The sequence below is a fragment of the Massilia sp. CT11-137 genome, assembly GCF_047302885.1.
GTDB lineage: Bacteria > Pseudomonadota > Gammaproteobacteria > Burkholderiales > Burkholderiaceae_D > Telluria > Telluria orientalis.
This window is the reverse complement of sequence record NZ_JBKYMP010000001.1, coordinates 893,618-918,020: the sequence shown is the minus strand read 5'-3', so window position 1 is coordinate 918,020 and position 24,403 is coordinate 893,618. Positions and strand designations below refer to the sequence as shown.

The 24,403-nt window shown below is 64.1% G+C and carries 20 protein-coding genes; 6 read left to right on the top strand and 14 right to left on the bottom strand.

The annotated features are described in order from the left end of the window. Positions 1–119: 119 nt before the first annotated feature. Both ACEN98_RS04145 and ACEN98_RS04140 read left to right on the top strand, forming a co-directional pair. The gene (locus tag ACEN98_RS04145) at positions 120–1,160 is read left to right on the top strand and encodes a sensor histidine kinase (RefSeq protein WP_413381656.1); all 1,041 of its coding nucleotides are present in this window, start codon (positions 120–122) and stop codon (positions 1,158–1,160) included. Continuing rightward, positions 1,157–1,909 (top strand): LytR/AlgR family response regulator transcription factor, encoded by a 753-nt coding sequence (locus tag ACEN98_RS04140; protein WP_413381653.1) that lies wholly within the window; start codon positions 1,157–1,159, stop codon positions 1,907–1,909. Before ACEN98_RS04145 ends, ACEN98_RS04140 begins: the two co-directional genes overlap by 4 nt. 89 nt (positions 1,910–1,998) lie before the next feature. Here the strand turns inward: ACEN98_RS04140 and ACEN98_RS04135 are convergent, their stop codons facing one another. After that, positions 1,999–3,483, bottom strand: a complete 1,485-nt coding sequence (locus ACEN98_RS04135) for an aldehyde dehydrogenase (protein WP_413381650.1) — start codon at positions 3,481–3,483, stop codon at positions 1,999–2,001. Positions 3,484–3,621: 138 nt separating this feature from the next. Between ACEN98_RS04135 and ACEN98_RS04130 the strand changes: the two genes are divergently transcribed. After that, on the top strand, positions 3,622–5,079 hold the full coding sequence (locus ACEN98_RS04130) for a sodium:solute symporter family protein (protein WP_413381647.1): 1,458 nt from the start codon (positions 3,622–3,624) through the stop codon (positions 5,077–5,079). Positions 5,080–5,143: 64 nt separating this feature from the next. Here ACEN98_RS04130 and ACEN98_RS04125 read toward each other — a convergent pair whose 3' ends face one another. The 4 genes from ACEN98_RS04125 to ACEN98_RS04110 all read right to left on the bottom strand — a co-directional run bounded on the left by ACEN98_RS04125 (position 5,144) and on the right by ACEN98_RS04110 (position 10,067). Next, positions 5,144–6,109, bottom strand: coding sequence for an IS110 family transposase (locus ACEN98_RS04125; protein ID WP_413381644.1), 966 nt, complete (start codon positions 6,107–6,109; stop codon positions 5,144–5,146). 233 nt (positions 6,110–6,342) lie between these two features. Further along, a complete protein-coding gene (locus ACEN98_RS04120) occupies positions 6,343–7,782 on the bottom strand; it encodes an aspartate aminotransferase family protein (RefSeq protein WP_413381641.1) in 1,440 nt (479 codons plus the stop codon). A 30-nt stretch (positions 7,783–7,812) separates the two neighbouring features. Further along, positions 7,813–9,183, bottom strand: a complete 1,371-nt coding sequence (locus ACEN98_RS04115; RefSeq protein ID WP_056124109.1) for a glutamine synthetase family protein — start codon at positions 9,181–9,183, stop codon at positions 7,813–7,815. Positions 9,184–9,308: 125 nt separating this feature from the next. Further along, a complete protein-coding gene (locus ACEN98_RS04110; RefSeq protein ID WP_413381638.1) occupies positions 9,309–10,067 on the bottom strand; it encodes a gamma-glutamyl-gamma-aminobutyrate hydrolase family protein in 759 nt (252 codons plus the stop codon). Between the two features lie 257 nt (positions 10,068–10,324). On the opposite strand from ACEN98_RS04110, the gene ACEN98_RS04105 reads away from it, so the two are divergent. From ACEN98_RS04105 to ACEN98_RS04095, 3 genes are all read left to right on the top strand, one after another. After that, the gene (locus tag ACEN98_RS04105; RefSeq protein WP_413381635.1) at positions 10,325–11,779 is read left to right on the top strand and encodes an NAD-dependent succinate-semialdehyde dehydrogenase; all 1,455 of its coding nucleotides are present in this window, start codon (positions 10,325–10,327) and stop codon (positions 11,777–11,779) included. Continuing rightward, positions 11,780–12,139, top strand: coding sequence for a hypothetical protein (locus ACEN98_RS04100; protein WP_413381632.1), 360 nt, complete (start codon positions 11,780–11,782; stop codon positions 12,137–12,139). 241 nt (positions 12,140–12,380) lie between these two features. Further along, entirely contained in the window at positions 12,381–14,000 is a 1,620-nt protein-coding gene (locus ACEN98_RS04095; RefSeq protein ID WP_413381629.1) for a methyl-accepting chemotaxis protein, read from the top strand. Positions 14,001–14,010: 10 nt separating this feature from the next. Here the strand turns inward: ACEN98_RS04095 and ACEN98_RS04090 are convergent, their stop codons facing one another. From ACEN98_RS04090 to ACEN98_RS04050, 9 genes are all read right to left on the bottom strand, one after another. Next, the gene (locus tag ACEN98_RS04090; protein ID WP_413381626.1) at positions 14,011–14,373 is read right to left on the bottom strand and encodes a nucleotide pyrophosphohydrolase; all 363 of its coding nucleotides are present in this window, start codon (positions 14,371–14,373) and stop codon (positions 14,011–14,013) included. Between the two features lie 124 nt (positions 14,374–14,497). Further along, positions 14,498–15,160, bottom strand: a complete 663-nt coding sequence (gene can / locus ACEN98_RS04085; protein WP_413336950.1) for a carbonate dehydratase — start codon at positions 15,158–15,160, stop codon at positions 14,498–14,500. A 94-nt stretch (positions 15,161–15,254) separates the two neighbouring features. Next, a complete protein-coding gene (gene dnaJ / locus ACEN98_RS04080) occupies positions 15,255–16,376 on the bottom strand; it encodes a molecular chaperone DnaJ (RefSeq protein ID WP_413336951.1) in 1,122 nt (373 codons plus the stop codon). 259 nt (positions 16,377–16,635) lie between these two features. Continuing rightward, positions 16,636–18,576 (bottom strand): molecular chaperone DnaK, encoded by a 1,941-nt coding sequence (gene dnaK / locus ACEN98_RS04075; RefSeq protein WP_413381623.1) that lies wholly within the window; start codon positions 18,574–18,576, stop codon positions 16,636–16,638. 92 nt (positions 18,577–18,668) lie between these two features. Next, a complete protein-coding gene (grpE, locus tag ACEN98_RS04070) occupies positions 18,669–19,220 on the bottom strand; it encodes a nucleotide exchange factor GrpE (protein WP_413381620.1) in 552 nt (183 codons plus the stop codon). 428 nt (positions 19,221–19,648) lie between these two features. Beyond that, positions 19,649–20,752 carry a ferrochelatase gene (hemH, locus tag ACEN98_RS04065; RefSeq protein WP_413381617.1) on the bottom strand — a complete coding sequence of 368 codons (1,104 nt, stop codon included), beginning with the start codon at positions 20,750–20,752 and terminating at the stop codon, positions 19,649–19,651. Between the two features lie 3 nt (positions 20,753–20,755). After that, positions 20,756–22,420 carry a DNA repair protein RecN gene (gene recN / locus ACEN98_RS04060; RefSeq protein WP_413336955.1) on the bottom strand — a complete coding sequence of 555 codons (1,665 nt, stop codon included), beginning with the start codon at positions 22,418–22,420 and terminating at the stop codon, positions 20,756–20,758. A 31-nt stretch (positions 22,421–22,451) separates the two neighbouring features. Further along, a complete protein-coding gene (locus ACEN98_RS04055) occupies positions 22,452–23,354 on the bottom strand; it encodes an NAD kinase (protein ID WP_413381610.1) in 903 nt (300 codons plus the stop codon). Positions 23,355–23,498: 144 nt separating this feature from the next. Beyond that, positions 23,499–24,395, bottom strand: a complete 897-nt coding sequence (locus ACEN98_RS04050; RefSeq protein WP_413381607.1) for a DUF3667 domain-containing protein — start codon at positions 24,393–24,395, stop codon at positions 23,499–23,501. Positions 24,396–24,403: the final 8 nt, after the last annotated feature.

The following is a 24,403-nucleotide window of genomic DNA, read 5'->3' as shown; positions in this document are numbered from 1 at the left end:
CCTCAATTAGTTGCCGCGATACCGCACTTCGCGTCATCGCCGTTCCGCCAAGCGCCGTCCTGCGTCATACTTTATGAATGGAACAGCTGACGACCACGACACAGCCGAAAACCACCCGCATGTGGCGTAACTACGCCTGCGCCTGGCTCGCGTACATGGTGCTGCTCGCGGTCGTGCTGCGGCTCGCCGACTCCAGCCAGCACGGCTACAACTGGCGCGGCCTGATCCCGATGCTGTGGATCGTGCCCCAGGCCTTCGTGCTCGCCCTGCACTGGCCGCTCAGCGGCTGGATGGAACGCCGCCACGTCCCGTTCGCGACGCGCTGCCTGATCCACGGCGTGGGCGCGCCGACGTACGCCATCCTGTCGTACGCGCTGCCGGGGCTCCTCTACGAGACGACGCAGCCGCTGTCGTTCTACGTGTGGCCCGTGCTGTATTCGATGATGGGTTATGGCGTCATCGCCACCGCATTCCACATGATCCGCGCCAACGATGCGCGCCGCCGGCAGGAAGTCGCCGTGCAGCAGGCGCACGCGCTGCTCGTCGCGACGGAGCTGAACGCGCTGCGCAGCAAGCTCAATCCGCACTTCCTGTTCAACACGCTGCACTCGATCATCGCCCTCACCCGCAAGGACCCGAACGCCGCCGAGACCGCGCTGTTCCAGTTTTCCGACATGCTGCGCTACGTGCTGGACACGGAAAAGACGGGCAACGACCGCGTGACGCTGGACGACGAACTGCGCTTCGTGCGCGACTACCTGGAGCTGGAAAGCCTGCGCCTCGGCGCGCGCCTGCACGTCGACTGGGAGCTCGACGATGCCGCCTCCAGCCACCTGCTGCCCGCGCTGTCGCTGCAGCCGCTCGTCGAGAACAGCATCAAGCACGCGTTCAACCCGCACAGCCGGCCGGGCCGTCTGCTGATCCGCACGCGGCTCGACGCGCACACGGGCAGGCTCGTGCTGTCTGTCGGCGACGACGGCCCCGGCGCCGACATCGGCCGCGTGCGCGCGTCGAACGGCCTGGGCCTGCGCACCGTCGAGCGCCGCCTGCAACTGGAATACGGCACCGATGAGGGACTCGCCATCGACACGGCGCCGGGCGCCGGCTTCGTCGTCACGATGGCCATTCCCGTGCCCGCCAACGACAAGGAATTCACATGAATGCCCGGACCGTGTTCATCGCGGAAGACGAACCGCTCGCGCGCGACGTCCTGCGCGACTTCATCTATGCCCATGCGGGCCTGCGCCTCGTGGGCGAAGCGGCGGACGGCGCCAGCGCGCTCGCGCAGATCTCCCGCATCCGCCCCGACATCGTCTTCATGGATATCCAGATGCCCGAGATGACGGGCCTGGACGTGCTGCGCCGCCTGACCGTCGTGCCGGACATCGTGTTCACGACCGCGTACGACCAGTACGCCGTGACCGCGTTCGAACTGAATGCCGTCGACTACCTGCTGAAACCTTTTACGCGCGCCCGCTTCGACGCGGCCGTCGCGCGCCTGCTGGAGACGCCGGGATCGTCCGTCCCCGCGCCCGACGTCATCGGCGGCGCGCTCACGCTGGCGGTCGATCGTGTGCCCAGCCGCATCGAACGCATCCTCGTGCGCGACCGCGGCCGCATCTTTCCGCTGTCCGTGAACGAGATCGCCTACCTGAAGGCGGATGCGAAATACACGGCGATCGCCGCGCGCGGCCACACCTTCCTCGTGCGCATCGGGATCTCGGAACTGGAAGCCCAGCTGGACCCAGGCCGCTTCATCCGCATCCACCGCTCGGCGCTCGTGAACCTCGACTTCGTGGATTCCATGCGCGCGGACGACCAGTCGCAGCTCGAGATCACGATGCGCGACGGGGCCGTGCTGACGGCGAGCCGGGAAGCGTCGAAGATACTGCGCGAGATGGCGATCTGACTCCGGTAGGGTGGGCGGCCCTCCGCCCACGCGTAACGCCGGCATCACGCGAACGTCACGCGTGGGCACGGGGTGCCCACCCTACCGGGTCAGACCTGGATCCACGTCGTCTTGAGTTCCGTGTACTTGTCGAACGCGTGCAGGGACTTGTCCCTCCCGTTCCCCGACTGTTTATAGCCGCCGAACGGTACCGTGATGTCGTCGTTGTCGTACTGGTTCACGTGCACGGTGCCCGCGCGCAGCTTGCGTGACGTGCGGATCGCGCGGCTCATGTCGGACGTCCACACGGCCGCCGCGAGGCCATACGGTGTCGCGTTGGCCTGGCGCACCGCCTCGTCGAGGTCCGTGAACGACAGCACGGACAGCACGGGCCCGAAGATTTCCTCGCGCGCGATGCGCATCGTGGACTCCACGCCGTCGAACAGCGTCGGTTCGATGTACAAACCGCCGGTCTCCGCGCGTGCCGCGTTGCCGCCCGCGAGCAGGCGCGCGCCGGCCGCCCTGCCGTCCTCGATATAGCCCAGCACCGTCTTCATCTGGATCGAATCGACGATCGCGCCCATCACGGTGGACTCGTCGAGCGGGTCGCCCGGCGCGTACTGCGGGATCAACGCGAGGGCCTTGTCGAGGAACGCTTCCCGGATCGATTCCTCGACGAACAGCCGCGACGGCGCGTTGCAGCTTTCTCCCTGGTTGAAATAGATCGCGCCGATGGCGCCCGCGACGGCCGCGTCGAGGTCGGGACAGTCCGCGCACACGATGTTCGCGGACTTGCCGCCCAGCTCCGTCCACGCCCGCTTCAGGTTCGACTGCCCCGCCATCTGCAGGATCTGTTTGCCCACGCGCGTGGAACCGGTAAAACCGATGCAGTCGACATCCATGTGCAGCGCGAGCGCGCGGCCCGCCTCGTCGCCGTAGCCGGGCAGCACATTGAATACGCCTTCCGGCACGCCCGCTTCCAGCGCCAGCTCGGCCAGCCGCAAGGAGCTCAGGGGCGCCTTTTCCGACGGCTTCAGCACGACGCTGTTGCCGGCCGCGAGTGCCGGGCCGATCTTCCACGCGGCCATCAGCATCGGATAATTCCACGGGATGATGGCGGCGACGACGCCGACCGGTTCGCGCGTGATGAGGGCCAGGCTGTCCTGCGGGCTCGGCGCGACCTGGTCGTAGATCTTGTCGATGGCCTCGCCGTACCAGCGGATGCAGTTCTGCGCGAGCCGCACGTCCACGCTCTTGCTGTAGCGGATGGGCTTGCCCATGTCGAGGGTTTCCAGCAGGGCCAGTTCGTCTTCGTGCGCGAGCATCAGGTCGGCGAAGCGGATCAGGGTGCGCTTGCGCTCGGCCGGGGCTTTACTCGCCCAGCGGCCGTCCTCGAACGCGGCGCGGGCGCTGGCGACCGCGGCGTCGACGTCGGCGGCGTCGCAGCGGGCGACCTCGCCCAGGATGCGGCCGTCGATGGGAGAAATATTGTCGAAACGGGCGCCCGATGCGGCGTCGATCCGCCGGCCCTCGACGACGGCGCGGCCATCGATATGCACCCTTTTGGAACGCTCATGCCAGTCTGGCGTGGTCATAATGCCTCCATCAAGATTACAACTTGTTGTCAGGCCGATACTAGCAAACAAAATCGATCCAAATGCCGATTTCTGCCGCTATAATCGCGAATTTTTCCCCGCCGTAATTTCAGTTAATCGCCTGCCGCGGAGCATTTAATGAACACTATTCTGATTACGTCCGTTGTGCTCTACCTGCTCGGCACGCTCGGCCTGGGCGTCTGGGCCGGCACGCGGATCAAGGACACGTCCGACTTCGCCGTCGCCGGCCGCAGCCTGCCGCTGATCATGGTCATCACGACGACGTTCGCCACCTGGTTCGGCGCCGAAACCGTGATGGGCATCCCGGCGAAATTCGTGCAGGGCGGCCTGGGCGCGCTCGTGGAAGACCCGTTCGGCGCCGGCACCTGCCTGATTCTCGTCGGCCTGTTCTTCGCCGCCCGCCTCTATAAACTGAACCTGCTGACCATCGGCGACTACTACCGCGCCCGCTACGGCAAGGGCATCGAAGTCTTTTGCTCGGCTGCGATCATCCTGTCCTACCTCGGCTGGGTCGCGGCGCAGATCACCGCGCTGGGCCTCGTGTTTTCCGTGCTGACGGGCGGCGCGATGTCGGAGACGGCCGGCATGATCGTCGGCACGCTCGCCGTGCTGATCTACGTCGTCATCGGCGGCTTCCTGGCCGTCGCGATCACCGACTTCATCCAGATGATCGTGCTCGTGGTCGGCCTGTCCATCATCGCCGTGTTCTCGGCGAAGCTGGCCGGCGGCACCGGTGCCGTCATCGACATGGCCAACAACGCGAACCTGTGGCACTTCCTGCCGGAGCCGAAGTTCACCGACATCGCCTTCTTCGTCGGCTCGGCCGTGACGATGATGCTGGGCTCGATTCCGCAGCAGGACGTGTACCAGCGCGTGATGTCCGCCAAGAACGCTCCGACCGCGCGCGCCGGCGCCGTGATCGGCGGCGCCAGCTACATCATCTTCGCGTTCGTGCCGATGTTCGTCGTCGCGTGTGCCGTGATCGTGATGGGCAATGATGCGCTGGAACTGGCCAAGAGCGATTACCAGCGCGTGCTGCCCACGTTCGTGATGACGAAGATGCCGCTGATCATGCAGATCCTGTTCTTCGGCGCCCTGCTGTCCGCCATCAAGAGCACGTCATCCGCCACGCTGCTCGCCCCGTCGACGAGCTTCACGGAAAACATCCTGAAAAACCTGCGCCCGGGCATGAGCGACCGCCAGCAACTGCTCGCGATGCGCGTGACCATCGTCGTGTTCGCCTCGCTCGTGCTGGCCTACGCCATCGCGATGAAGGGCACGTCGATCTACGACCTCGTGTCGTCCGCGTACCAGGTGACGCTCGTGGGCGCCTTCGTGCCGCTCGTCACCGGCCTGTACTGGAAGCGCGCGACGACGCAGGGCGCGATCCTGTCGCTGGTCGCCGGCATCGCCACGTGGATCGTGTTCTTCCCGCAGATCTCGCCGCTGGGCGAAGTCTTCCCGGGCCAGCTGGCGGGCCTGCTGGCGGCGTTCGCGGGCATGTTCGTCGGCTCGCTGGCGCCGCAGGTCCTCAAGAACCGTCACGAGCCGCACAAGACGGCGCTCAGCGTGTAATCGCATAGCGTGCGCACGGGGTGCCCACGCCGCACGCGGTTAGCCGTAGATACTGTTATCCCGGTCAAGCGGCGTGCAGGTCTGGATTGAACTTTTGTCCGGACTTCAGCACGCCGAAGGCGACATGAAGCAGCTTTCTCATCATGGCGACGATAATGACCATGGGCTTTTTTCCAGCGCTGGACAGACGAGCGAGGAAGCGCTTTCCCCAGTTCGTTCGATACAACGTGACCATAGCCGGCATGTACAAGCCTTTCCGGATCAGATTGTGACCGACCCTGGAGATGCGTGTCTTTCCTTGAACGCTGCTGCCTGACTCATGATGCCGCGGATCGAGCCCGGCATAGGCAGTCACCTGTCGGGCGTTCGCGAACCGGCCTGGAGCGAGCGAAAAAGCCAGCAGCAATGCGATCGTACGTTCACCGACGCCAGGAATGCTGTCCAGCAGCGCTTTCCGGTCCTTCAAATCGGGATCGCTGTCGATGTGATCGCGAATTTTCTTGCTGAGATGCGCGATTTCCTCGTCAAGCCAGACGATATGGGATGTAATGCCGTCCTTGACGGCTTCACGCGCCACTTCGAGACGATTACTTTCCTGAGTCCGGATCTCCTGAAGAGCGTCCAGGCGCAGCACCATGGCCCGTAACTCTTGTTCTTGCAAAGACGGGGCCTTCCACGGTTCCGGCCGACTCTCCTTGCAGAAATCAGCGATCAACTTCGCGTCGACCTTGTCAGTCTTGGTCCTGACAAGACGCGACGCACCAAACGCTTTGATCTGCACCGGATTGACGATACTGACCACGTACCGATGGTTCGCCAGATACTCGGCGACGGCTTCCCAGTACACCCCGGTAGCCTCCATGCAGACGTGAAGCTGGGGCACGTCAAAGCTGCAAATCCATTGTTGTAACTCTTTAAATCCGTTGGGCGTATTGTCGAAAACCTTGTGCTTGTGCTTGCCGTCCGGTTGGCGCAGCGCGCAGTCGAGCTTTTTCTTGGCAACGTCAATTCCCAGGTACCACTCTTGCATCGATATCCTCTTCTGATCCACCTTGCGAAATACGGGCTCACGGCTAGCCGGGCCAAAGATACTGTCCGATCTTCGAACGAGGGAGAGCAGCTGGTGCGAAATCTACGAAACTGGCTCGTGCCAAAGGGTGGGCTCGGCATCCAGCTGCTCAGAACCTGAGGTGCCCCTCAGGTAAGCAAATTGCTCAGAAGGATAATACAAGGGTGGGCTCCCCGAGCCCACCCCGCACGCGGTTAGTCCATCCATCCCCGTCCGGTCACATCCTTCAGCGTCAGGTCGAGGCAATCCCGTATCCGCGCCACCATCTCGTCGACCTGCGTGCAAGTCATCACGAGCGGTGGCGCGACGATCATCCGGTCCCCGACGGCGCGCATGATGACGCCGTTGTCGAACATGTGCTGCCGGCACACCATCCCCGCCGCCAGGTCGCGTGCGAACGGTTCGCAGTCGTGCACCGTCGCGCCCTTGCGGCGCACGAGGTTCAGGCCGGCGGTCATGCCGATGCTCTCCGCGTGTCCGACGAGTGGATGCTCGGCCAGCCGCGCGAACGCGGCTTTCAAATGCGGCCCCGTCTCGCGCGCGACCTTGTCGACCAGTTTCTCGTCCTCGATGATGCGCAGGTTTTCCAGCGCCGCCGCGCACGCGACGGGGTGGCCGGAATAGGTGAAACCGTGGTTGAAGTCGCCGCCGCGCTCGATCAGCGCGCGCGCCACCCGCTCTCCGACCAGCACCCCGCCCAGCGGCACATAGCCGGACGTGACGCCCTTCGCGAACGGGATCAAATCCGGCCGCGTGCCCATGCGCTCGCTGCCGAACCACGTGCCCAGCCGGCCGAAGCCGCAGATGACCTCGTCCGAGATGAGCAGGATGCCGTACTTGTCGCAGATCCGCTGGATTTGCGGCCAGTACGTCTGCGGCGGGATGATGACGCCGCCCGCGCCCTGCACCGGTTCGCCGATGAACGCGGCAACCTTGTCCGGCCCCAATTCGAGTATCTTCCGTTCGAGCCAGTCCGCGGCCAGCAGCCCGAATTCCGCTTCGGACAAGCCGCGGCCGTGCTCGCCGAAATGCGGTTGCTCGATGTGGTGGATGTGCGGGATCGGCAGCGCGCCCTGGCCATGCATCGCCGCCATGCCGCCCAGCGACGCGCCGGCAATCGTGCTGCCGTGATAGGCGTTGCGCCGGCTGATGACGATCTGCCGGTCCGGCTGCCCCATCAGCTGCCAGTAGCGCCACACCATGCGCAGCGCGGTGTCGTTCGCCTCCGAGCCGGAGCTCGTGAAGAACACGTGCTCGAAGCCGGGCGGTGCCAGGCTCGCCAGCTTTTCCGCCAGCCTCACGGCCGGCACGTTCGTCGTGTTGAAGAAGCTGTTGTAGAACGGTAAAACATCCATCTGCCGTGAGACGGCTTGCGTGATGGACGTGCGGCCATAGCCCACGTTCACGCACCACAGGCCCGACATGCCGTCGATAATTTTATGCCCGTCGGAATCCCATAAATAAATGCCCTCGCCGCGCACCATCACGCGCGCGCCCTTCGCGCTCAGGGCACCGTGGTCGGTGAACGGATGCAGGAAGTGGGCGCTGTCGAGCTGTTGCAATGTGCGGGTGTCATGGTCCTCACGGACCGGCGCGCGCAGGCCTGCCTCGAATGCCATGGTGTCGAAAGTCATGATGATCTCCTTGTCGTCGTCGTCGCATGGTCATACGTGCAGTAACAGGTGCTCCCGTTCCCACGGGCTAATGACCGTCATAAATTCCTGGTGCTCCAGCTCCTTGACCGCGGAATAGACGTCGACGAAGCGCTCGCCGAGGATGTCGCGCAGGCGGTCTTCGCCGCGCAGCAGGGTCAGCGCTTCGGACAGGCCTTGCGGCAGCTCGACCTTCATCTTGTAGGCGCTGCCTTCGACCATCGGTGTCGGTTCCAGCTGTTCCTGGATGCCGAGGTAGCCGCACGCCAGGGTGACGGCCAGCGCGAGATACGGATTCGCGTCGGCGCCGATCACGCGGTTTTCCACGCGCCGGTCCTGCGAGCCGGACACGGGCACGCGGAAGCCCACGGTGCGGTTGTCCACGCCCCATTGCAGGTTGATCGGGGCGGCCGTGTGGCGCACGATGCGGCGGTAGGAATTGACGTACGGCGCGACGATCGCCATCGCGGAGGGCATGTATTTCTGCAGGCCGCCGATGTAGTGGCGGAACAGGTCGGACGGCGATCCATCCACATTGCTGAAGATGTTGCGGCCGGATTCCGCGTCGACGACGCTCTGGTGCACGTGCATCGCCGAGCCGGGCTCGCCAGCCATCGGCTTGGCCATGAAGGTGGCGTACATGTCGTGTTTCAAAGCCGCTTCGCGCAGGGTGCGCTTGAAGTAGAAGACCTTGTCGGCGAGGCCCAGCGGTTCGCCGTGCTGGAAATTGATTTCCATCTGACCGGCGCCGATCTCGTGGATCAGGGTGTCGACGTCGAGGCCCATCATGTCGCAGTAATCGTAGATGTCTTCGAACAGCGGGTCGAATTCGTTGACGGCGTCGATGCTGTAGACCTGGCGGCTCGTCTCGGAGCGCCCGCTGCGGCCGATCGGGGCGGCCAGCGGCAGGTCGGGGTCGATGTTTTTCGCCGTCAGGTAAAACTCCAGTTCGGGCGCGACGAGCGGCTTCCACCCCTTTTTCTCGTACAGCTTCAGCACGCGGCGCAGCACGCTGCGTGGCGCGAAATCAACCAGCTTGCCGTCGGAGAAATAGCAGTCGTGGATCACCTGCGCCGTCGGATCGACGGCCCACGGCACCATCGTGATCGTGCCCGGGTCGGCCTTCAGGATCATGTCGCGGTCGGTGGTGGAGATTGCGCGGTCGAACGCGTCGTCGTCGGACGGCGAATTGCCCGTCACGGTCATGCCCAGCACGATTTCCGGCAAGCGCATGCCGCGGTCCTCGGTGAATTTCACGCGCGGGAGGATTTTTCCACGCGCGACGCCCGTCAGGTCGGGCACCAGGCATTCGATTTCGGTGACTCGTTTGCCGTTGAGCCACTCGTCCATGTCGTTGTACGAAAAATTGTCGCGGATAGCCATGATGTTTCCTCTGTCCGTTAATGGATTGCACGCGAGCGCAAACGCGCCGCCCGCGGGCTGCGTGGGATCGAGCAGAGATCAGGGAAGCTATGGGACAGGCGTGACCGCCCATGTCGCGTCGGGGGTCATGATGGTGTCCGTTTCGTTGATCTGTAGGCGCGGCAGGCGGCGCCGAATGCGCCGAACATCTTCATCGAATGGGGATTGTGGACGATGCGCCATTCCGGATGCCATTGCACGGCCAGCGTAAAACCGGGCGCGTCCTTCACCGAGAAGGCTTCCACGAGCCCATCTTCCGCCGTCGCTTCAACGACGAGGCCCGACGCCAGTTCGTTCACGCCCTGGCCATGCAGGGAATTCACGGGGATTTCCGGCAGACCGATGATCTGGTGCAGCATGCCGCCTTCGACGAGCTGCACCTTGTGCGCGTCGCCGTACTGCTCGTCCATGCCCAGTTCGGGATTCTCGCGGTGATCGAAGTGCCCGGGTACCGCCTGCACCGCCTGAAACAGGCTGCCGCCCAGCGCCACGTTCATTTCCTGGAAACCACGGCAGATTGCGATGATCGGGATGCCGCGTTTCACGGCCGCGCGGATCAGCGGCAACGTGGTCTGGTCGCGTGCCGGGTCTTGCGGCAGCGACGGGTCGAGCAATTCTTCGGAGTAATAGCTGGGATGAACGTTCGATGCCGAGCCGGTCAGCATGATCCCGTCGCACAGCGCGAGCATCGTTTCCAGGTCGAGCGCCTCCCCCAGCGACGGCAGGATCAGCGGGGCGCAGTCGGCACCGAGGACGACGGCGTCGACATACTTGTGCTGGGCCGCGTGGTACGGGTGTTCACCGAAATCGCGGGTGCAAGCGGGGACGAAAACGATCGGGCGCATGGTCTCTACCTTGTAGTGAGCGCACAGGAACCATCATACGTACAAAGTGGTCCGAATGCGAGTGGCCGTTGTTTCAGATCAAGGAAACCGCGTTCCCATTGCAAACGCTTCCTGGGATCTGCTAGTCGAGCGGGTTCGCGGTTGTAACCCGTAGCAAAAGCTTAACGTCAACTGAAGAACGATGCCAACACAAACGAGGCCTTGGCGAGCATCGTGCTATGTTGTTCCCGCCCGAACGACATGACAACGAGGAACCCATGCTGAACCTCAATGATTCTTCCCTGCTGCGCCAGCAGGCGTACATCGACGGCGCCTGGTGCGACGCCGACGACGGCAAGACCGTCCCCGTGATCAACCCCGCCACCGGAGAAACGCTCGGCACCGTGCCACACATGGGCGCACAGGAAACCCGGCGCGCCATCGATGCGGCACAGGCGGCCTGGCCCGCGTGGCGCAAGAAGACGGCGCGCGAACGTGCCCTCGTCCTGCGCAAGTGGAACGACCTGATGCTGGACAACGCGGACGACCTGGCCGCCATCATGACGGCCGAACAGGGCAAGCCGCTGGCCGAATCGAAGGGAGAAATCGCGTACGCCGCCTCGTTCCTGGAATGGTTCGGCGAACAGGCCAAGCGCATCGAGGGCGACGTGCTGGAATCGCCCGCGCGCGACCGCCGGATCGTCGTCACGAAGGAACCGATCGGCGTGTGCGCCGCGATCACGCCGTGGAATTTCCCGGCCGCGATGATCACCCGTAAAGTCGGCCCGGCGCTCGCGGCGGGCTGTCCCATCGTGCTGAAACCGGCGGAGCTGACGCCCTATTCCGCCCTCGCGCTGGCCGTGCTGGCGGAGCGCGCCGGCGTGCCGAAGGGCGTCTTTTCGATCGTGATCGGGGACTCCAAAGCGATCGGCGCGGAGATGTGCGCGAATCCCATCGTGCGCAAGCTCAGTTTCACGGGTTCCACGCAGGTCGGCCGATTGCTGATGGAACAATGCGCGCCGACGGTCAAGAAATTGTCGCTGGAACTGGGCGGCAACGCCTCGTTCATCGTGTTCGACGATGCCGACCTCGATGCCGCCGTCGAAGGCGCGATGGCCTCGAAATACCGCAACATGGGGCAGACCTGCGTGTGCGCGAACCGCATCTACGTGCAGGATGGCGTCTATGAGGCGTTTGCCGAAAAGCTGACGGCCGCCGTCGCGAAGCTGAAGGTCGGCAACGGGATGGAGCCGGGCGTGAACCAGGGACCGCTGATCGAAGAAAAAGCCGTCGAGAAGGTCGAACACCACATCGCCGATGCGCTCGGCAAGGGCGCCCGTGTGCTGCTCGGCGGCAAGCGCCACCCGCTTGGACGTACCTTCTTCGAGCCGACCGTGCTGGCCGACGTCACGCCGCAGATGCTGATTTCGGACGAGGAAACGTTTGGCCCCGTGGCGCCGCTGTTCCGTTTCAAGACCGACGAGGAAGCGATCGCCCTGGCCAACGCGACGGAGTATGGGCTGGCGTCGTACTTCTACGCCCGTGACATCGGCCGCGTGTGGCGCGTGGCCGAGCAGATCGAATCCGGCATGGTGGGCGTGAACGCTGGCCTGATCTCCAACGAAGTCGCACCGTTTGGCGGGGTCAAGCAATCCGGGCTCGGGCGCGAAGGGTCGAAGTACGGCATGGATGACTATCTCGTCATCAAGTACATCTGCCTGGGCGGGATCTGAATGCCGTCCGGACCGCCCGCGCGGATCACGGACGCGCCACTGTTCGTCGTGCCGCGCACGCTGGACGCCTTGCGCGCCTGGCGTGCCGGGCCGAAGCTTGCCGACCTGAGGCCGGAAGCGCCAGAGCATGCGCGGCTGGCGGCCGAACTGGACCGATTGGGCGAGCGGCTGCTCGGCGGCATCGGCGCCCATCCCACGCGATTCTGGGCCATGCTGCAAATCCGGCAATCGCTGGAAGCGGTTGCCGGCGAGCGTCCCCGGACACGGCGTTGCTTCTGTCAGGAACTCGAACATCTACTGGCCATCCTGGGCATCGATGACGTGGACGGCCTGGTCGCGTTTTACCTTACAGAACGGTAAGTCACACCTTTCTGTTCCCGTTGTTCTATTTCCACAAAGAAATCAACTTATTGCCTTGTAGGACTAGTCCTACTAAAATCGCTTCAGATTTTAGTCTTATCTCTCTTACATTGGGCGACGCAATCACGGCAAGAGTCAGCGCGCCGCAAGCTGTGATCGCATCCTCGAACCGTGTTCCTCTCAATGACACCCCTGACCGCCGACTCTCGGTTGTGTGCCTTCTCAAAAAAAGAAAGATTCAATGAAGCTGAACAATCTGAAAATCGGCCAGCGTCTCGGCCTGGGCTTCGGCCTGATGGTGGCGCTGCTGCTGCTCGTGGCCGCGACCGGACTCACCAACATGTCGTCGATCAACACGCTGATGCGCCGTGTCGTCGACGAAAACAATGCCCGGCTCAGTACCGCCAACAGCATGCGTGACGCCCAGCGCCGCATTTCCCAGGGCATTCGCGACGTCATCCTGGCGGAAGACGACGCCAGCATCGCGCGCGAATCCGCAAGCGTCGACGCGGCCTGGAAAGACTACGACCACGCGTACCAGGTCCTGGAAAATCTCGTCAAACGCCCGCAGGGCAAGACCTTCCTGCACAAGATCGCCGATGCCCGCGCGACAGCCGTGCCCCTGATCGCGACGGCCACGCAACTCGGCAAGGAAAACAAGAACGAGGAAGCGTTCGCGCAACTCAAGACGAAGGTCGTGCCGGCCGTGGCGGCCTGGCAGAAAACCATCGGCGACATGGTCGATTACCAGACTGCCCGCAACGAGGAGGACCAGAAGGAAGGCGTGGTCCGGTACGAACAGGCGAGCATGCTGCTGTGGGGCGTGGCGGGTCTCGCCACCCTTCTCGCCGTGGCCGTCGGCTGGCTGTTCACGCGCTCGATCACGCATCCGATGCGCCAGGCAATCGCCATCGCCAAGACCGTTGCGGCCGGCGACCTGACGAGCCGCATCGAGGTGGACACGAAGGACGAGACGGGCGAGCTGCTGGCCGCGCTCAAGGCCATGAACGAATCGCTGCGTTCCATCGTGCACCAGGTGCGCGACGGCACCCGGACGCTGTCCACGGCCACCGACGAAATCGCGACGGGCAACCTCGACCTGTCGAGCCGCACCGAGCAGCAGGCCAGCGCGCTGGAAGAAACCGCATCGTCGATGGAAGAGCTGACCTCGACCGTCAAGCAAAATGCGGAAAATGCGCGCCAGGCGAATGTGCTGGCGCAATCGGCATCCGAAGTCGCGGTGCGCGGCGGCGTTGTCGTCGCCGACGTCGTCACGACCATGGGATCGATCAACGAATCCGCCAACCGCATCGTGGACATCATCGGCGTCATCGATGGCATCGCGTTCCAGACCAATATCCTGGCGCTGAACGCCGCCGTGGAAGCGGCCCGTGCCGGCGAGCAGGGCCGTGGCTTCGCCGTCGTCGCATCGGAAGTGCGCAACCTGGCCCAGCGTTCGGCCAGCGCGGCCAAGGAAATCAAGACGCTGATCGGCGATTCGGTCAGCAAGGTCAACGAAGGCAGCCGCCTCGTCCACGAAGCGGGCGCGACGATGGAAGACGTCGTCGGCAGCGTACGCCGCGTGACGGACATCATGGCCGAGATCACCGCGGCCAGCCTGGAACAGGAAGCCGGCATCCAGCAAATCAACCAGGCCGTGAGCGAAATGGATTCCGTCACCCAGCAGAATGCCGCACTGGTGGAAGAAGCGGCCGCGGCGGCGCAGTCGCTCCAGGTGCAGTCGGGTCAGCTGGAGCAGATGGTCAGCACGTTCCGGCTGGCGGACGAGGGACCGGGGCGCAGGGTGGGCGGCTCCGCCGCCCACGCGTCCAGCCACCGTGTGCGTATCGCGATGGCTTGACCGTCACGGCCTACCGCTTGTACTCGTGATACTTGCGCGCGTCGCCACGTACCTGGTCGGCCGGGTATTTGGCGCGGTTGAGCACCATCTTTTCCTGCACGGCGGCGAGCAGGTCGACGTCGAGCTTGTCCGCCAGGCGCACGAGATAGACGAGCACGTCGGCCATCTCGTGGCGCACTTCCACGAGCTTGTCCGCGCCGAGTTCGTCCGCACGGCCGTGCTGCAGCCACTGGAAGTGTTCCAGCAGCTCGGCCGCTTCCACCGTCAGCGCGGACGCGAGGTTTTTCGGCGTGTGGAACTGGTCCCAGTCACGCTCCTCGACGAACTGGCGCACGATGGCGCGCAGTTGGTCAAGTTCGCCGCCGGGCTGCATCAGGGCACCTCGAAAAACCGTAGCGAGCGGCAGCAATGCTGTTCGAGAAGCGCAGCTGTACGAGTCGTACAGCGAGCATCGCAGAACGGCAGTGCAACGCGCAGTAGGTGTTTCGACGTGCCCGTCACTTGAGGTAGCCCTGCAGGATCTTGTCCAGCTTCGGCTGGATCTCGTCGTAGCTGCGGACGGTGACGCCGAGGTCGCGCAGCAGGCCATCATGCACGCCGTAGACCCAGCTGTGGATGGTGATGTCCTGGCCCCGCTCCCACGCATCGCGCACGACCGTGGTCTGGGCGATGTTGATGACCTGCTCGGCCACGTTCAGTTCCACGAGACGGTTGGTGGCGGCCGTGCCGGCGACATTGCCCAGGTATTTGCCGTGCTTGTCGCGCACGTCGCGCACGTGGCCGAGCCAGTTGTCGGCCAGGCCGACACGGGTGTTGTTCAGCGCCGCGCCCACGCCCGAGCAGCCGTAGTGGCCGCACAGGATGATGTGCTTGACCTTCAGCACGTCGATGGCGAACTGCAGCACCGTCAGGCAGTTCAGGTCGGAGTGGGAGACGACGTTGGCAATGTTGCGGTGGACGAACAGTTCGCCCGGCGCCATGCCGACGAGTTCATTCGCGGGCACGCGGCTGTCGGAGCAGCCGATCCACAGGTATTCCGGGGATTGTTGGGAGGCCAGGTCCTTGAAGAAATCAGGATCCTCCTGGATCATCGCCGCCGCCCATTGGCGGTTGCGTTCGAAGAGGTCTGCGGCGGTGAGGCCGGTAGGGGTCTTTGCCATGACGTTTTACCTTGCTCTAAAACTTGTTTAATCGACCACATTCTGGTCAAAAAAAACCGCCGGGGCTCGCGCGCCCGGCGGTCCATCCGCTATCTTACTCGAAGAAGTCCTTCACCTTGTCCATCCAGCCCTTGCTCTGCGGGCTGTGCTTCGAACCGCCTTCGTTCGTCAGGCGGTCGAATTCGCGCAGCAGGTCTTTCTGCTTCTCGGTGAGCTTGACGGGCGTCTCGATCACGACGTGGCAGAACAGGTCGCCGGAGTAACCCGAGCGCACGCCCTTGATGCCCTTGCCCTTGAGGCGGAAGGTCTTGCCGGTCTGGGTACCTTCGGGGATCGTGAACGAAACCTTGCCGCCCAGCGTGGGCACCTCGATCTCGCCGCCCAGTGCAGCCTTGCTGAACGAGATCGGCATTTCGCAATGCAGGTCGTCGCCTTCGCGCTGGAACACGGTGTGCGGCTTGATGTGGATCTCGACGTACAGGTCGCCCGGCGGCCCGCCGTTCGTACCCGGCTCGCCGTTGCCGGTCGAGCGGATGCGCATGCCGCTGTCGATACCCGCCGGGATTTTCACTTCCAGCGTCTTGTTGCGCTTGATGCGTCCGGCGCCGCCGCAAGATGCGCACGGTTCCGGGATGATCTTGCCGCTGCCGTGGCATTTCGGGCAGGTCTGCTGGATCGAGAAGAAGCCTTGCTGCATGCGCACCTGGCCGTGGCCGTGGCAGGTCGTGCAGGTGATGGGCGACGTGCCCGGCTTGGCGCCGCTGCCGTGGCAGGTGTCGCACTTGTCCCAGCTCGGCACGCGGATCGTCGTGTCGAAGCCGGCGGCTGCCTGTTCCAGCGTAATTTCCAGGTTATAGCGCAGGTCGGCGCCGCGGTACACCTGCGGGCCCGAACTGCGGCCGCGGCCGCCGCCGAAAATGTCGCCGAAGATGTCGCCGAACGCATCGCCGAAGCCGCCGGCACCGAAGCCGCCGCCCATGCCGCCGTTCGGATCGACGCCAGCGTGACCGTAGCGGTCATAAGCCTCGCGCTTTTCCGGATTGGTCAGCATCTCGTAGGCTTCCTTGACCTCCTTGAACTTCTCTTCCGCTTCCTTGTTGTCGGGATTGCGGTCCGGATGGTACTTCATCGCAAGCTTGCGATAGGCCTTCTTGATCTCGTCTTCCGAAGCGGTCTTCGCGACGCCGAGGATCTCGTAAAAATCACGCTTTGCCATTTGTCGGCACCTTGCTGTCTATCTACAAAAGAACTGTGGCGGACCAGGCTGACACCTGCGATCGCACAGCCCAAAAGGATACGAGTATACAGTGAGCATGTCGGGCTTGCGCGACTCGGCCGTAAAAACAACGGCCGAATCGCTCCCGCTGATGTTGGACACACCACAAAAAAACGAGCCGGGCACCATGAGGTCGCTTCGGCTCGGGGTTGCGGCGGCGGGGCGGGCCTTGCATCAGGTCCGTCCCGCCAGGACGTCCTTACTTGGCGTCCTTGACTTCCTTGAAGTCGGCGTCGACGACGTCGTCTTCCTGCTTGGCCGACTCGGCACCCGGCTGCTGGCCGCCAGCCTGCGCGCCCGCGGCGCCCTGCTGGGCCTGCATGTCGGCGTACATCTTCTCGCCCAGCTTCTGCGCGGCGGTCGACAGCGCAGCCACCTTGGCGTCGATCTCGGCCTTGTCGCCCGACTTGATCGAACCTTCCAGGTCGGTGATCGCGGCTTCGATCTTTTCCTTCTCGCCGGCGTCCAGCTTGTCGCCGTATTCGGTCAGGGACTTCTTGGTCGAGTGCACCAGCGCGTCGGCCTGGTTGCGCGACTCGGCCAGTTCCTTGACCTTCTTGTCTTCTTCCGCGTTCAGCTCGGCGTCCTTCACCATCTTCTGGATCTCGTCTTCCGACAGACCCGAGTTGGCCTTGATGGTGATCTTGTTTTCCTTACCGGTGGCCTTGTCCTTCGCGCCCACGTGCAGGATGCCGTTGGCGTCGATGTCGAAGGTCACTTCGATCTGCGGCGTGCCGCGCGGTGCCGGCGGGATGCCTTCCAGGTTGAACTCGCCCAGGCCCTTGTTGCCGGCGGCAATTTCGCGTTCACCTTGATAAACCTTGATGGTCACGGCCGGCTGGTTGTCGTCGGCGGTCGAGAACACCTGCGAGAACTTGGTCGGGATCGTGGTGTTCTTCTGGATCATCTTGGTCATCACGCCGCCCAGGGTTTCGATACCCAGCGACAGCGGGGTCACGTCCAGCAGCAGCAGGTCCTTGCGGTCGCCGGCCAGCACGGAGCCCTGGATGGCGGCGCCGACTGCGACGGCCTCGTCCGGGTTCACGTCCTTGCGCGGATCCTTGCCGAAGAACTCCTTAACTTTTTCCTGCACCTTCGGCATACGGGTCATGCCGCCGACCAGGATGATGTCGTCGATGTCCGAGACCTTCACGCCCGCATCCTTGATGGCGACGCGGCACGGTTCGATGGTCTTGGCGATCAGTTCCTCGACCAGCGCTTCCAGCTTGGCGCGGGTGATCTTGAGGTTCAGGTGGACCGGCGCGCCGTTCGCCATGGCGATGTACGGCTCGTTGATCTCGGTCTGCTGCGACGACGACAGTTCGATCTTCGCGCGCTCGGCCGAAGCCTTGATGCGCTGCAGCGCGATCGGGTCCTTCGACAGGTCGAGGCCGTTGATCTTCTTGAACTCGTCGATGATGTAGTCGATGATGCGCTGGTCGAAGTCTTCGCCGCCCAGGAACGTGTCGCCGTTGGTCGACAGCACTTCGAACTGCTTCTCGCCATCCACGTCGGCGATCTCGATGATCGACACGTCGAACGTACCGCCGCCGAGGTCATACACGGCGATCTTGCGGTCGCCCTTGTCGGTCTTGTCCAGGCCGAATGCCAGCGCGGCCGCGGTCGGCTCGTTGATGATGCGCTTGACGTCCAGGCCGGCGATGCGGCCGGCGTCCTTGGTCGCCTGGCGCTGCGAGTCGTTGAAGTACGCCGGGACCGTGATGACAGCTTCCGTCACTTCTTCGCCGAGGTAGTCTTCGGCGGTCTTCTTCATCTTGCGCAGCACTTCGGCCGAGATCTGCGGCGGCGCCAGTTTCTTGTCGCGCACACCGACCCACGCGTCGCCGTTGTCGGCCTTCGTGATCGTGTACGGCATCAGGCTGATGTCCTTCTGGACTTCCTTCTCGTCGAATTTACGGCCGATCAGGCGCTTGACCGCGAACAGGGTGTTCTTCGGGTTGGTGACGGCCTGGCGTTTCGCCGGCGCGCCGACCAGGATCTCGCCATCTTCCTGATAAGCGATGATCGAAGGCGTAGTACGGGCGCCTTCCGCGTTTTCGATGACCTTGGGCTGACCATTTTCCATGATCGCCACGCAGGAGTTGGTGGTGCCCAGGTCGATACCGATGATTCTGCCCATAATATTTTCCTTTTTAGTACTAAGTTTTCAGATGTGTCGAATATTGGGAAATGTCGCGTAGTTTCAAGAGCTTATTCAGCCTTGCAGCAACATTATTTCGGTGCGGCGGCGGTCACGATGGCCGGGCGCAGCAGGCGGTCGGCGATCATGTAACCCTTCTGCAGGACGGCCACCACGGTGTTCGCTTCCTGGTCGGACGGCACCACGGCCACGGCCTGGTGCCTGTTCGGGTCGAGCTTGTCGCCCGGCTGCGGCATCACTTCGACCAGGCGGTTCTTCTCGAACGCGGCGGTGAGCTGCTTCAGGGTCATCTCGACGCCTTCCTTGATCGATTCGACCGTCGGCGCTTCGACTTTCAGCGCCATCTCGAGGCTGTCGCGCACGGGCACCATGGCCTCCGCGAAGCTTTCGATGGCGAACTTGTGGGCCTTGCTCACATCTTCCTGGGCACGGCGGCGGATATTGTCCGCCTCGGCCTTGGCACGCATGAAGGCATCGTGCATCTCGGCCAGCTTGGCTTCGGTGGCGCTCAGCTGTTCTTCGAGGCCGGGCTCGTTGGCCGGTGCGGCCTGCGCTGCCGCGGGTGCAGCCGCATCGGCGGCTTCCGGCTGATTGCTCACCTCTTGGTTTTCTTGGTCTTGCATCGAAAAAACTCCTGAAATCAAGGACTTGGCTGATTGGTTGGACGACTGTTGCAGTCACACAGCGCCCCATATTGGGCATTCGCCTACATTTTCAAGGGGACACGGAACTAATATGCAGATGTGCGTATTCTTTTGTTACAAGATTTACTTGCTCGTAGTCACCATCGACAGTCAGCCGTTCTACTATCGTGTCGTTAAGACATCCGTCTATCGACACGATGGGAAAGAACATGAAACTGCATCTGATCAGCGGCGCCGTGCTCATCTACACCCTGCTTGCGCTGGCTGCGATCTGCCTGGCGGAGCTCGGGTCGGCGCCGCAAAACGTGGCATTCTAACATCCCGGCGTTGGCTGCCGTAGGGTGGGCACCCGTGCCCACGCGGACGCCGGCGAACCGCATACGTCCGCGTGGGCGGGGCCGCCCACCCTACGCGCCGAGTTTCACCGCGTGCTCGCGCGCAGTCTCCGCATCTCTACGCTGCGCCTCGCGTTGCACGGGCGTGAGCATCGTCGGCCAGCCGATCAGGTGCTGTTCGGCAATCTCGGCCATCCCGACGATCCAGGCCGGATTGTCGTTCAGGCACGGAATGTAGTGATAATCCTGGCCGCCGTTCGATTCGAAGTCGTGGCGGCCTTCCATGTTGATCTCTTCCAGCGTCTCCAGGCAGTCGCTGGTAAAACCGGGACACAGGACGTCGATCCGCTTGATGCCGTCCTTCGCCAGCTGCTGGACGGTCGGCGCCGTGTACGGCTGCAGCCATTCGGCCTTGCCGAAGCGCGACTGGAACGTCACGATGTACTGCTCCGGCGTCAGGCGCAGGCGTGCCGCCAGCAGGCGCGCCGTGCGGTGGCATTCGCAGTGGTACGGGTCGCCGAGCAGCAGCGTGCGCTTGGGCACGCCGTGGAAACTCATCACCAGCTTTTCGCCGCGGCCGTGCGTCTCCCAGTACGTCTCCACGGACGCGGCCAGCGCATCGATATAGCCCTCGTGGTCGTGGTAGTGCTTCACGAGGCGCAGTTCGGGGATGTTGCGCACCTTCTTGAAGTGGTCGAAGACGGCGTCCCAGATCGACGCGGTCGTCGTGCCGGAGTATTGCGGATACGCGGGCAGCACGACGATGCGCTCGACGCCGCGCGCCTTTAATTCGTCCAGCACGTCCGGCAGCGCGGGCGAGCCGTAGCGCATCGCCATCGCCACGTCGACGTCGTGGTGGCCGCGCTGTTCGAGCAGCGCCTGGAGCTTGTTCGCCTGCCGTTCCGTGTAGACCTTCAGCGGCGAGCCTTCGCGACTCCAGATCGTCGCGTATTTTTTTGCCGACTGCCCCGAGCGGAACGGCAGGATCGCGCAGTGCAGGATCAAATTCCAGACGGCGCGCGGAATCTCCACCACACGCGGGTCGGACAGGAACTGCTTCAGGTAGCGGCGCACCGCGGGCCGCGTCGGCGCGTCGGGCGTGCCGAGGTTGACGAGGACGATCGCATTCTTCGCGACGGTGCCGTGCTCGTGCACCGGTTCTTTGTTGAATGCCATGGGTCAGGAAGCCAATAGCTCGCGCGCATGCTTGCGCGTGGTCTCGGTGATCTCGATGCCACCCAACATGCGCGCCACCTCTTCCACGCGGGCCTTGTTGTCGAGCACGTCGATGCGCGACACGGTCTTGCCGCCATCCGTCGTGCCCTTGGCGACCTGGAAGTGCTGGTTCGCCTGGCTCGCGACCTGCGGCAGGTGCGTGACGCACAGCACCTGCCGGCTCTGGCCCAGGCGTTTCAGCAACCGGCCGACGACTTCCGCCACGCCGCCGCCGATGCCCGTGTCGACCTCGTCGAAGATCAAGGTCGGCACCGTCGTCGCGTTCGCCGTGATGACGGAGATGGCCAGCGAGATACGCGCCAGTTCGCCGCCCGACGCCACCTTGGCCAGCGGCCGCGGCGCGACGCCCGCGTGGCCGGCCACGAGGAACTCGACCTGCTCGCAGCCGTACACGGCCGGCTCGCACGGGTTCAGCGCGACGACGAAGCGCCCGCCGCTCATCGACAGTTCCTGCATCGCTTCCGACACCTGCGACGACAAACGCTGCGCCGCCTGCGCACGCGTCGCGGACAGCTTTTGCGCAGCCGCCATGTAGACGGCCTTCGCCTTCTCTTCCTGCTTGCGCAGGCCGTCCACGTCGCTCGCGTCGGCCAGTTGCTGCAGCTTGGCCTTCAGGGTCGCGTGTTCTTCCGGCAGTTCTTCCGGCGTCACGCGGAACTTGCGGGCCGTGCTGTGGATGGCGTCCATGCGCCCATCGACCTGGGACAGGCGGTCCGGATCGAGCTCGACCTTGTCGACATAGGTGTTCAGCGCGTACACGGCTTCCTGCAGCTGGATGCGCGCCGGCTCCATGCAGTCGAGCACGGCCTGCAGGTCCGCGTCGACACCCGCGAGCTTGGACAACTTCAGGTTCAGCGACGACAGCTGCGACAGGATCGGCTGTTCCGATTCCGACAACGCATTCAGCGCTTCCTGCGCGCCTTCGATCAGGCTCGCCGCATGCGACAGGCGGCTGTGTTCATTCGTGATCTCGGCCCACTCGCCCGGCTTCACCGCGAGTTTATCGAGCTCGCCGACCTGCCACTCGAGGCGCTCGCGCTCCAGCAGCACGTTCTTCGCGTTGGTCTCGAATTCCTCGCGCTGGCGCGCCAGCGCCTTCCACGCTTTATACGCGCTCGCGACTTCCTGCACCTGCGCAGTCGCACCCGGGTCGCGCACGGCGACCTGGTTGTCGAGCAGCGCGCGCTGGGCGTCGAGTTTCAATAGCGACTGGTGCGCGTGCTGGCCGTGGATGTCGACGAGCAGCTCGCCCAGTTCGCGCAGCTGGCTGGCCGTCGCCGCGATGCCGTTGATGTAGGACTTGGAGCGGCCGGCGTTGTCGATCACGCGGCGCAGCAGCGCGCCGCCTTCGTCGGTTTCGAACTCGTTCTGTTCCAGCCAGATGCTCGCGGCCTGGGTCAGCGCGAAGTCGGCGCTGATGTCGGCCTTGGCCGCGCCTTCGCGCACCATGCTTGCCTCACCGCGGCCGCCGAGCGCGAGCTGGAGCGCGTCGATCAGGATCGACTTGCCGGCGCCGGTCTCGCCGGTGAACACCGTGAAGCCGTTCGAGAACTCGAGCTCGATCGTATCGACGATGACGAAGTCGCGGATGGTCAGTGTGCGCAACATGAAGAAACAGGTCTCCCGATGGATGCTGGATTTATTTGAGCTTGCCGTCACCGGACGGATATTCGTTCCAGTGCAGCTTCTCGCGCAGGGTGTGGTAGTAGCTCCACCCTTCCGGATGCAGGAAGGTGATGGTGTTGGGCGAGCGCGAGATCATGATCTGGTCGCCGTGCTGCAGGCTGGTGAAGGTCTGCATGTCGAAGTTCACGCTGATGTCGCGGCCGTTGATGATCTCGACGACGATATCGCTCGTGTTCGGCACGACGATCGGGCGGTTGGACAGCGCGTGCGGCGCGATCGGCACCAGCACGATGCCGGCCAAGGTGGGGTGCAGCAGCGGGCCGCCGGCCGACAGCGCGTACGCCGTGGAACCGGTGGGCGTCGAGACGATCAGGCCGTCCGAGCGCTGGTTGTACATGAACGTGCCGTCCACCGTGACCTTCAGCTCGGCCATGCCGGCCCCCGAGCCGCGCGCGACGACGACGTCGTTGACGGCGACGGAGCAGTGAATCTCGACGCCGTCGCGCACGACGCGCGCCTCCAGCAGCGAGCGTTCCTCGGCCTTGGCCTTGCCGCTGAGGATCTCGCCCAACGCGGGCAGCATGCGGTCGATGGGGATGTCGGTCATGAAGCCCAGGCGGCCCTGGTTGATGCCGATGAGCGGCACGCGGTAGCGCGCGAGCTGGCGGGCGATGCCGAGCATCGTGCCGTCGCCGCCGACGACGATGGCGGTGCCGCAGTGCGCGCCGATCTCGTCGATGGTCATGGCGGCCACGCCTACGACCTTCACGTGCCCCGCCGTTTCCTGCTCGAACACGACGCGATAGCCGGCCCCCTGCAGGAAGTCGACGATGGCCTGCACGGGCTCGTCGATCCCGGCCGTGTTGTGCCGTACGACGAGCGCGATGGTTTGTTGCGATTCAGGCGTCACGGACATACGACTCTCGGCAGCAGGTGTTAGGGAGACAGAAGATTAACCGATTCGCCCGGCTTCTGCACTATCGCAACTCAGCAAATACTGTACAAACGCACAGTATAGTTGGGCGAATGGACTTCCGGCAAGCGGACAGTCGAGCCCGCTTCAATGCAGGATGCCGAATGCGAACGCGGCGCCGATCGCCACCCCGACCCCGGTCACGTGCAGCGCCATCAGCACGAGCCAGCGCACGCCGGTCGCCAGGCGCGAGCCGCCGTACACGCGCCGCATCGCGACAGGGGTGTAGAGCAGGAGCCACGCCCACAGCACGAACGAGACGATGCCGACGATATCCGGCACCACCATCAGCAGGGTCAGCGCCAGGAATGCGAACGCATTCACGTGTAGCGCGAACAGCAGGTGTTCGCCGTAGCGCCGTCCCGATCCGAGATACAGGATCTTGAGGTACAGCGCGAACAGCGGCATCATCAGGAACACGGCATACGGCACGTAGCTACCGAAGGCCGTCCGCATCACCTTGTCCCGCTCCGCCGGCGACATCCGCGCGAACCGGTCCGCCTGCTCGCCCCAGTGCTCGTTGACGCTGCCGATGCTCTTGCGCAGGTCCACCGTCCCCTCGGCGATTTCACCCGGCGCGTCTTCGCGCACCAGGCCGCCCTGCCTGTCCGCCTGGCCGTGCGCGGCCACCGGCGCATGGCCCTGCCCGGCCGGTGCCGGGACCTGGTCGTGGCCGCCGTATTTCGCGACCGCGAAGAAAATCAGGCTGAACGTCAGGTACAGGCGCAGCGGCTGGATGTAGCGCACGCGGCGGCCATTGATGTATTCCAAAGTCAGCTGCCCCGGCCGGAACAAAAGCAGCAGCAGCGACTTCCAAAGCTTGCCTTCCAGCGCGACGTAATGGCCGATGAACTCGTGCAGGAACTCGCGCGTGCTGGGCGGATGCAGGACCGTTTCCTGGCCACATTCGTGGCAAAAATTACCGGACACGGTGGCCCCGCAGTTCGGGCAGTCGCTGGCGGTGTGGTGAGATTGGTTTGTCATATGAACCA

Excerpts from the sequence above, each read along its gene's own strand:
- ACEN98_RS04145 (WP_413381656.1), top strand. The coding sequence starts at position 120 with ATGTGGCGTAACTACGCCTGCGCCTGGCTCGCGTACATGGTGCTGCTC.
- ACEN98_RS04140 (WP_413381653.1), top strand. The coding sequence starts at position 1,157 with ATGAATGCCCGGACCGTGTTCATCGCGGAAGACGAACCGCTCGCGCGC.
- ACEN98_RS04135 (WP_413381650.1), bottom strand. The coding sequence starts at position 3,483 with ATGACCACGCCAGACTGGCATGAGCGTTCCAAAAGGGTGCATATCGAT.
- ACEN98_RS04130 (WP_413381647.1), top strand. The coding sequence starts at position 3,622 with ATGAACACTATTCTGATTACGTCCGTTGTGCTCTACCTGCTCGGCACG.
- ACEN98_RS04125 (WP_413381644.1), bottom strand. The coding sequence starts at position 6,109 with ATGCAAGAGTGGTACCTGGGAATTGACGTTGCCAAGAAAAAGCTCGAC.
- ACEN98_RS04120 (WP_413381641.1), bottom strand. The coding sequence starts at position 7,782 with ATGACTTTCGACACCATGGCATTCGAGGCAGGCCTGCGCGCGCCGGTC.
- ACEN98_RS04115 (WP_056124109.1), bottom strand. The coding sequence starts at position 9,183 with ATGGCTATCCGCGACAATTTTTCGTACAACGACATGGACGAGTGGCTC.
- ACEN98_RS04110 (WP_413381638.1), bottom strand. The coding sequence starts at position 10,067 with ATGCGCCCGATCGTTTTCGTCCCCGCTTGCACCCGCGATTTCGGTGAA.
- ACEN98_RS04105 (WP_413381635.1), top strand. The coding sequence starts at position 10,325 with ATGCTGAACCTCAATGATTCTTCCCTGCTGCGCCAGCAGGCGTACATC.
- ACEN98_RS04100 (WP_413381632.1), top strand. The coding sequence starts at position 11,780 with ATGCCGTCCGGACCGCCCGCGCGGATCACGGACGCGCCACTGTTCGTC.
- ACEN98_RS04095 (WP_413381629.1), top strand. The coding sequence starts at position 12,381 with ATGAAGCTGAACAATCTGAAAATCGGCCAGCGTCTCGGCCTGGGCTTC.
- ACEN98_RS04090 (WP_413381626.1), bottom strand. The coding sequence starts at position 14,373 with ATGCAGCCCGGCGGCGAACTTGACCAACTGCGCGCCATCGTGCGCCAG.
- can (WP_413336950.1), bottom strand. The coding sequence starts at position 15,160 with ATGGCAAAGACCCCTACCGGCCTCACCGCCGCAGACCTCTTCGAACGC.
- dnaJ (WP_413336951.1), bottom strand. The coding sequence starts at position 16,376 with ATGGCAAAGCGTGATTTTTACGAGATCCTCGGCGTCGCGAAGACCGCT.
- dnaK (WP_413381623.1), bottom strand. The coding sequence starts at position 18,576 with ATGGGCAGAATCATCGGTATCGACCTGGGCACCACCAACTCCTGCGTG.
- grpE (WP_413381620.1), bottom strand. The coding sequence starts at position 19,220 with ATGCAAGACCAAGAAAACCAAGAGGTGAGCAATCAGCCGGAAGCCGCC.
- hemH (WP_413381617.1), bottom strand. The coding sequence starts at position 20,752 with ATGGCATTCAACAAAGAACCGGTGCACGAGCACGGCACCGTCGCGAAG.
- recN (WP_413336955.1), bottom strand. The coding sequence starts at position 22,420 with ATGTTGCGCACACTGACCATCCGCGACTTCGTCATCGTCGATACGATC.
- ACEN98_RS04055 (WP_413381610.1), bottom strand. The coding sequence starts at position 23,354 with ATGTCCGTGACGCCTGAATCGCAACAAACCATCGCGCTCGTCGTACGG.
- ACEN98_RS04050 (WP_413381607.1), bottom strand. The coding sequence starts at position 24,395 with ATGACAAACCAATCTCACCACACCGCCAGCGACTGCCCGAACTGCGGG.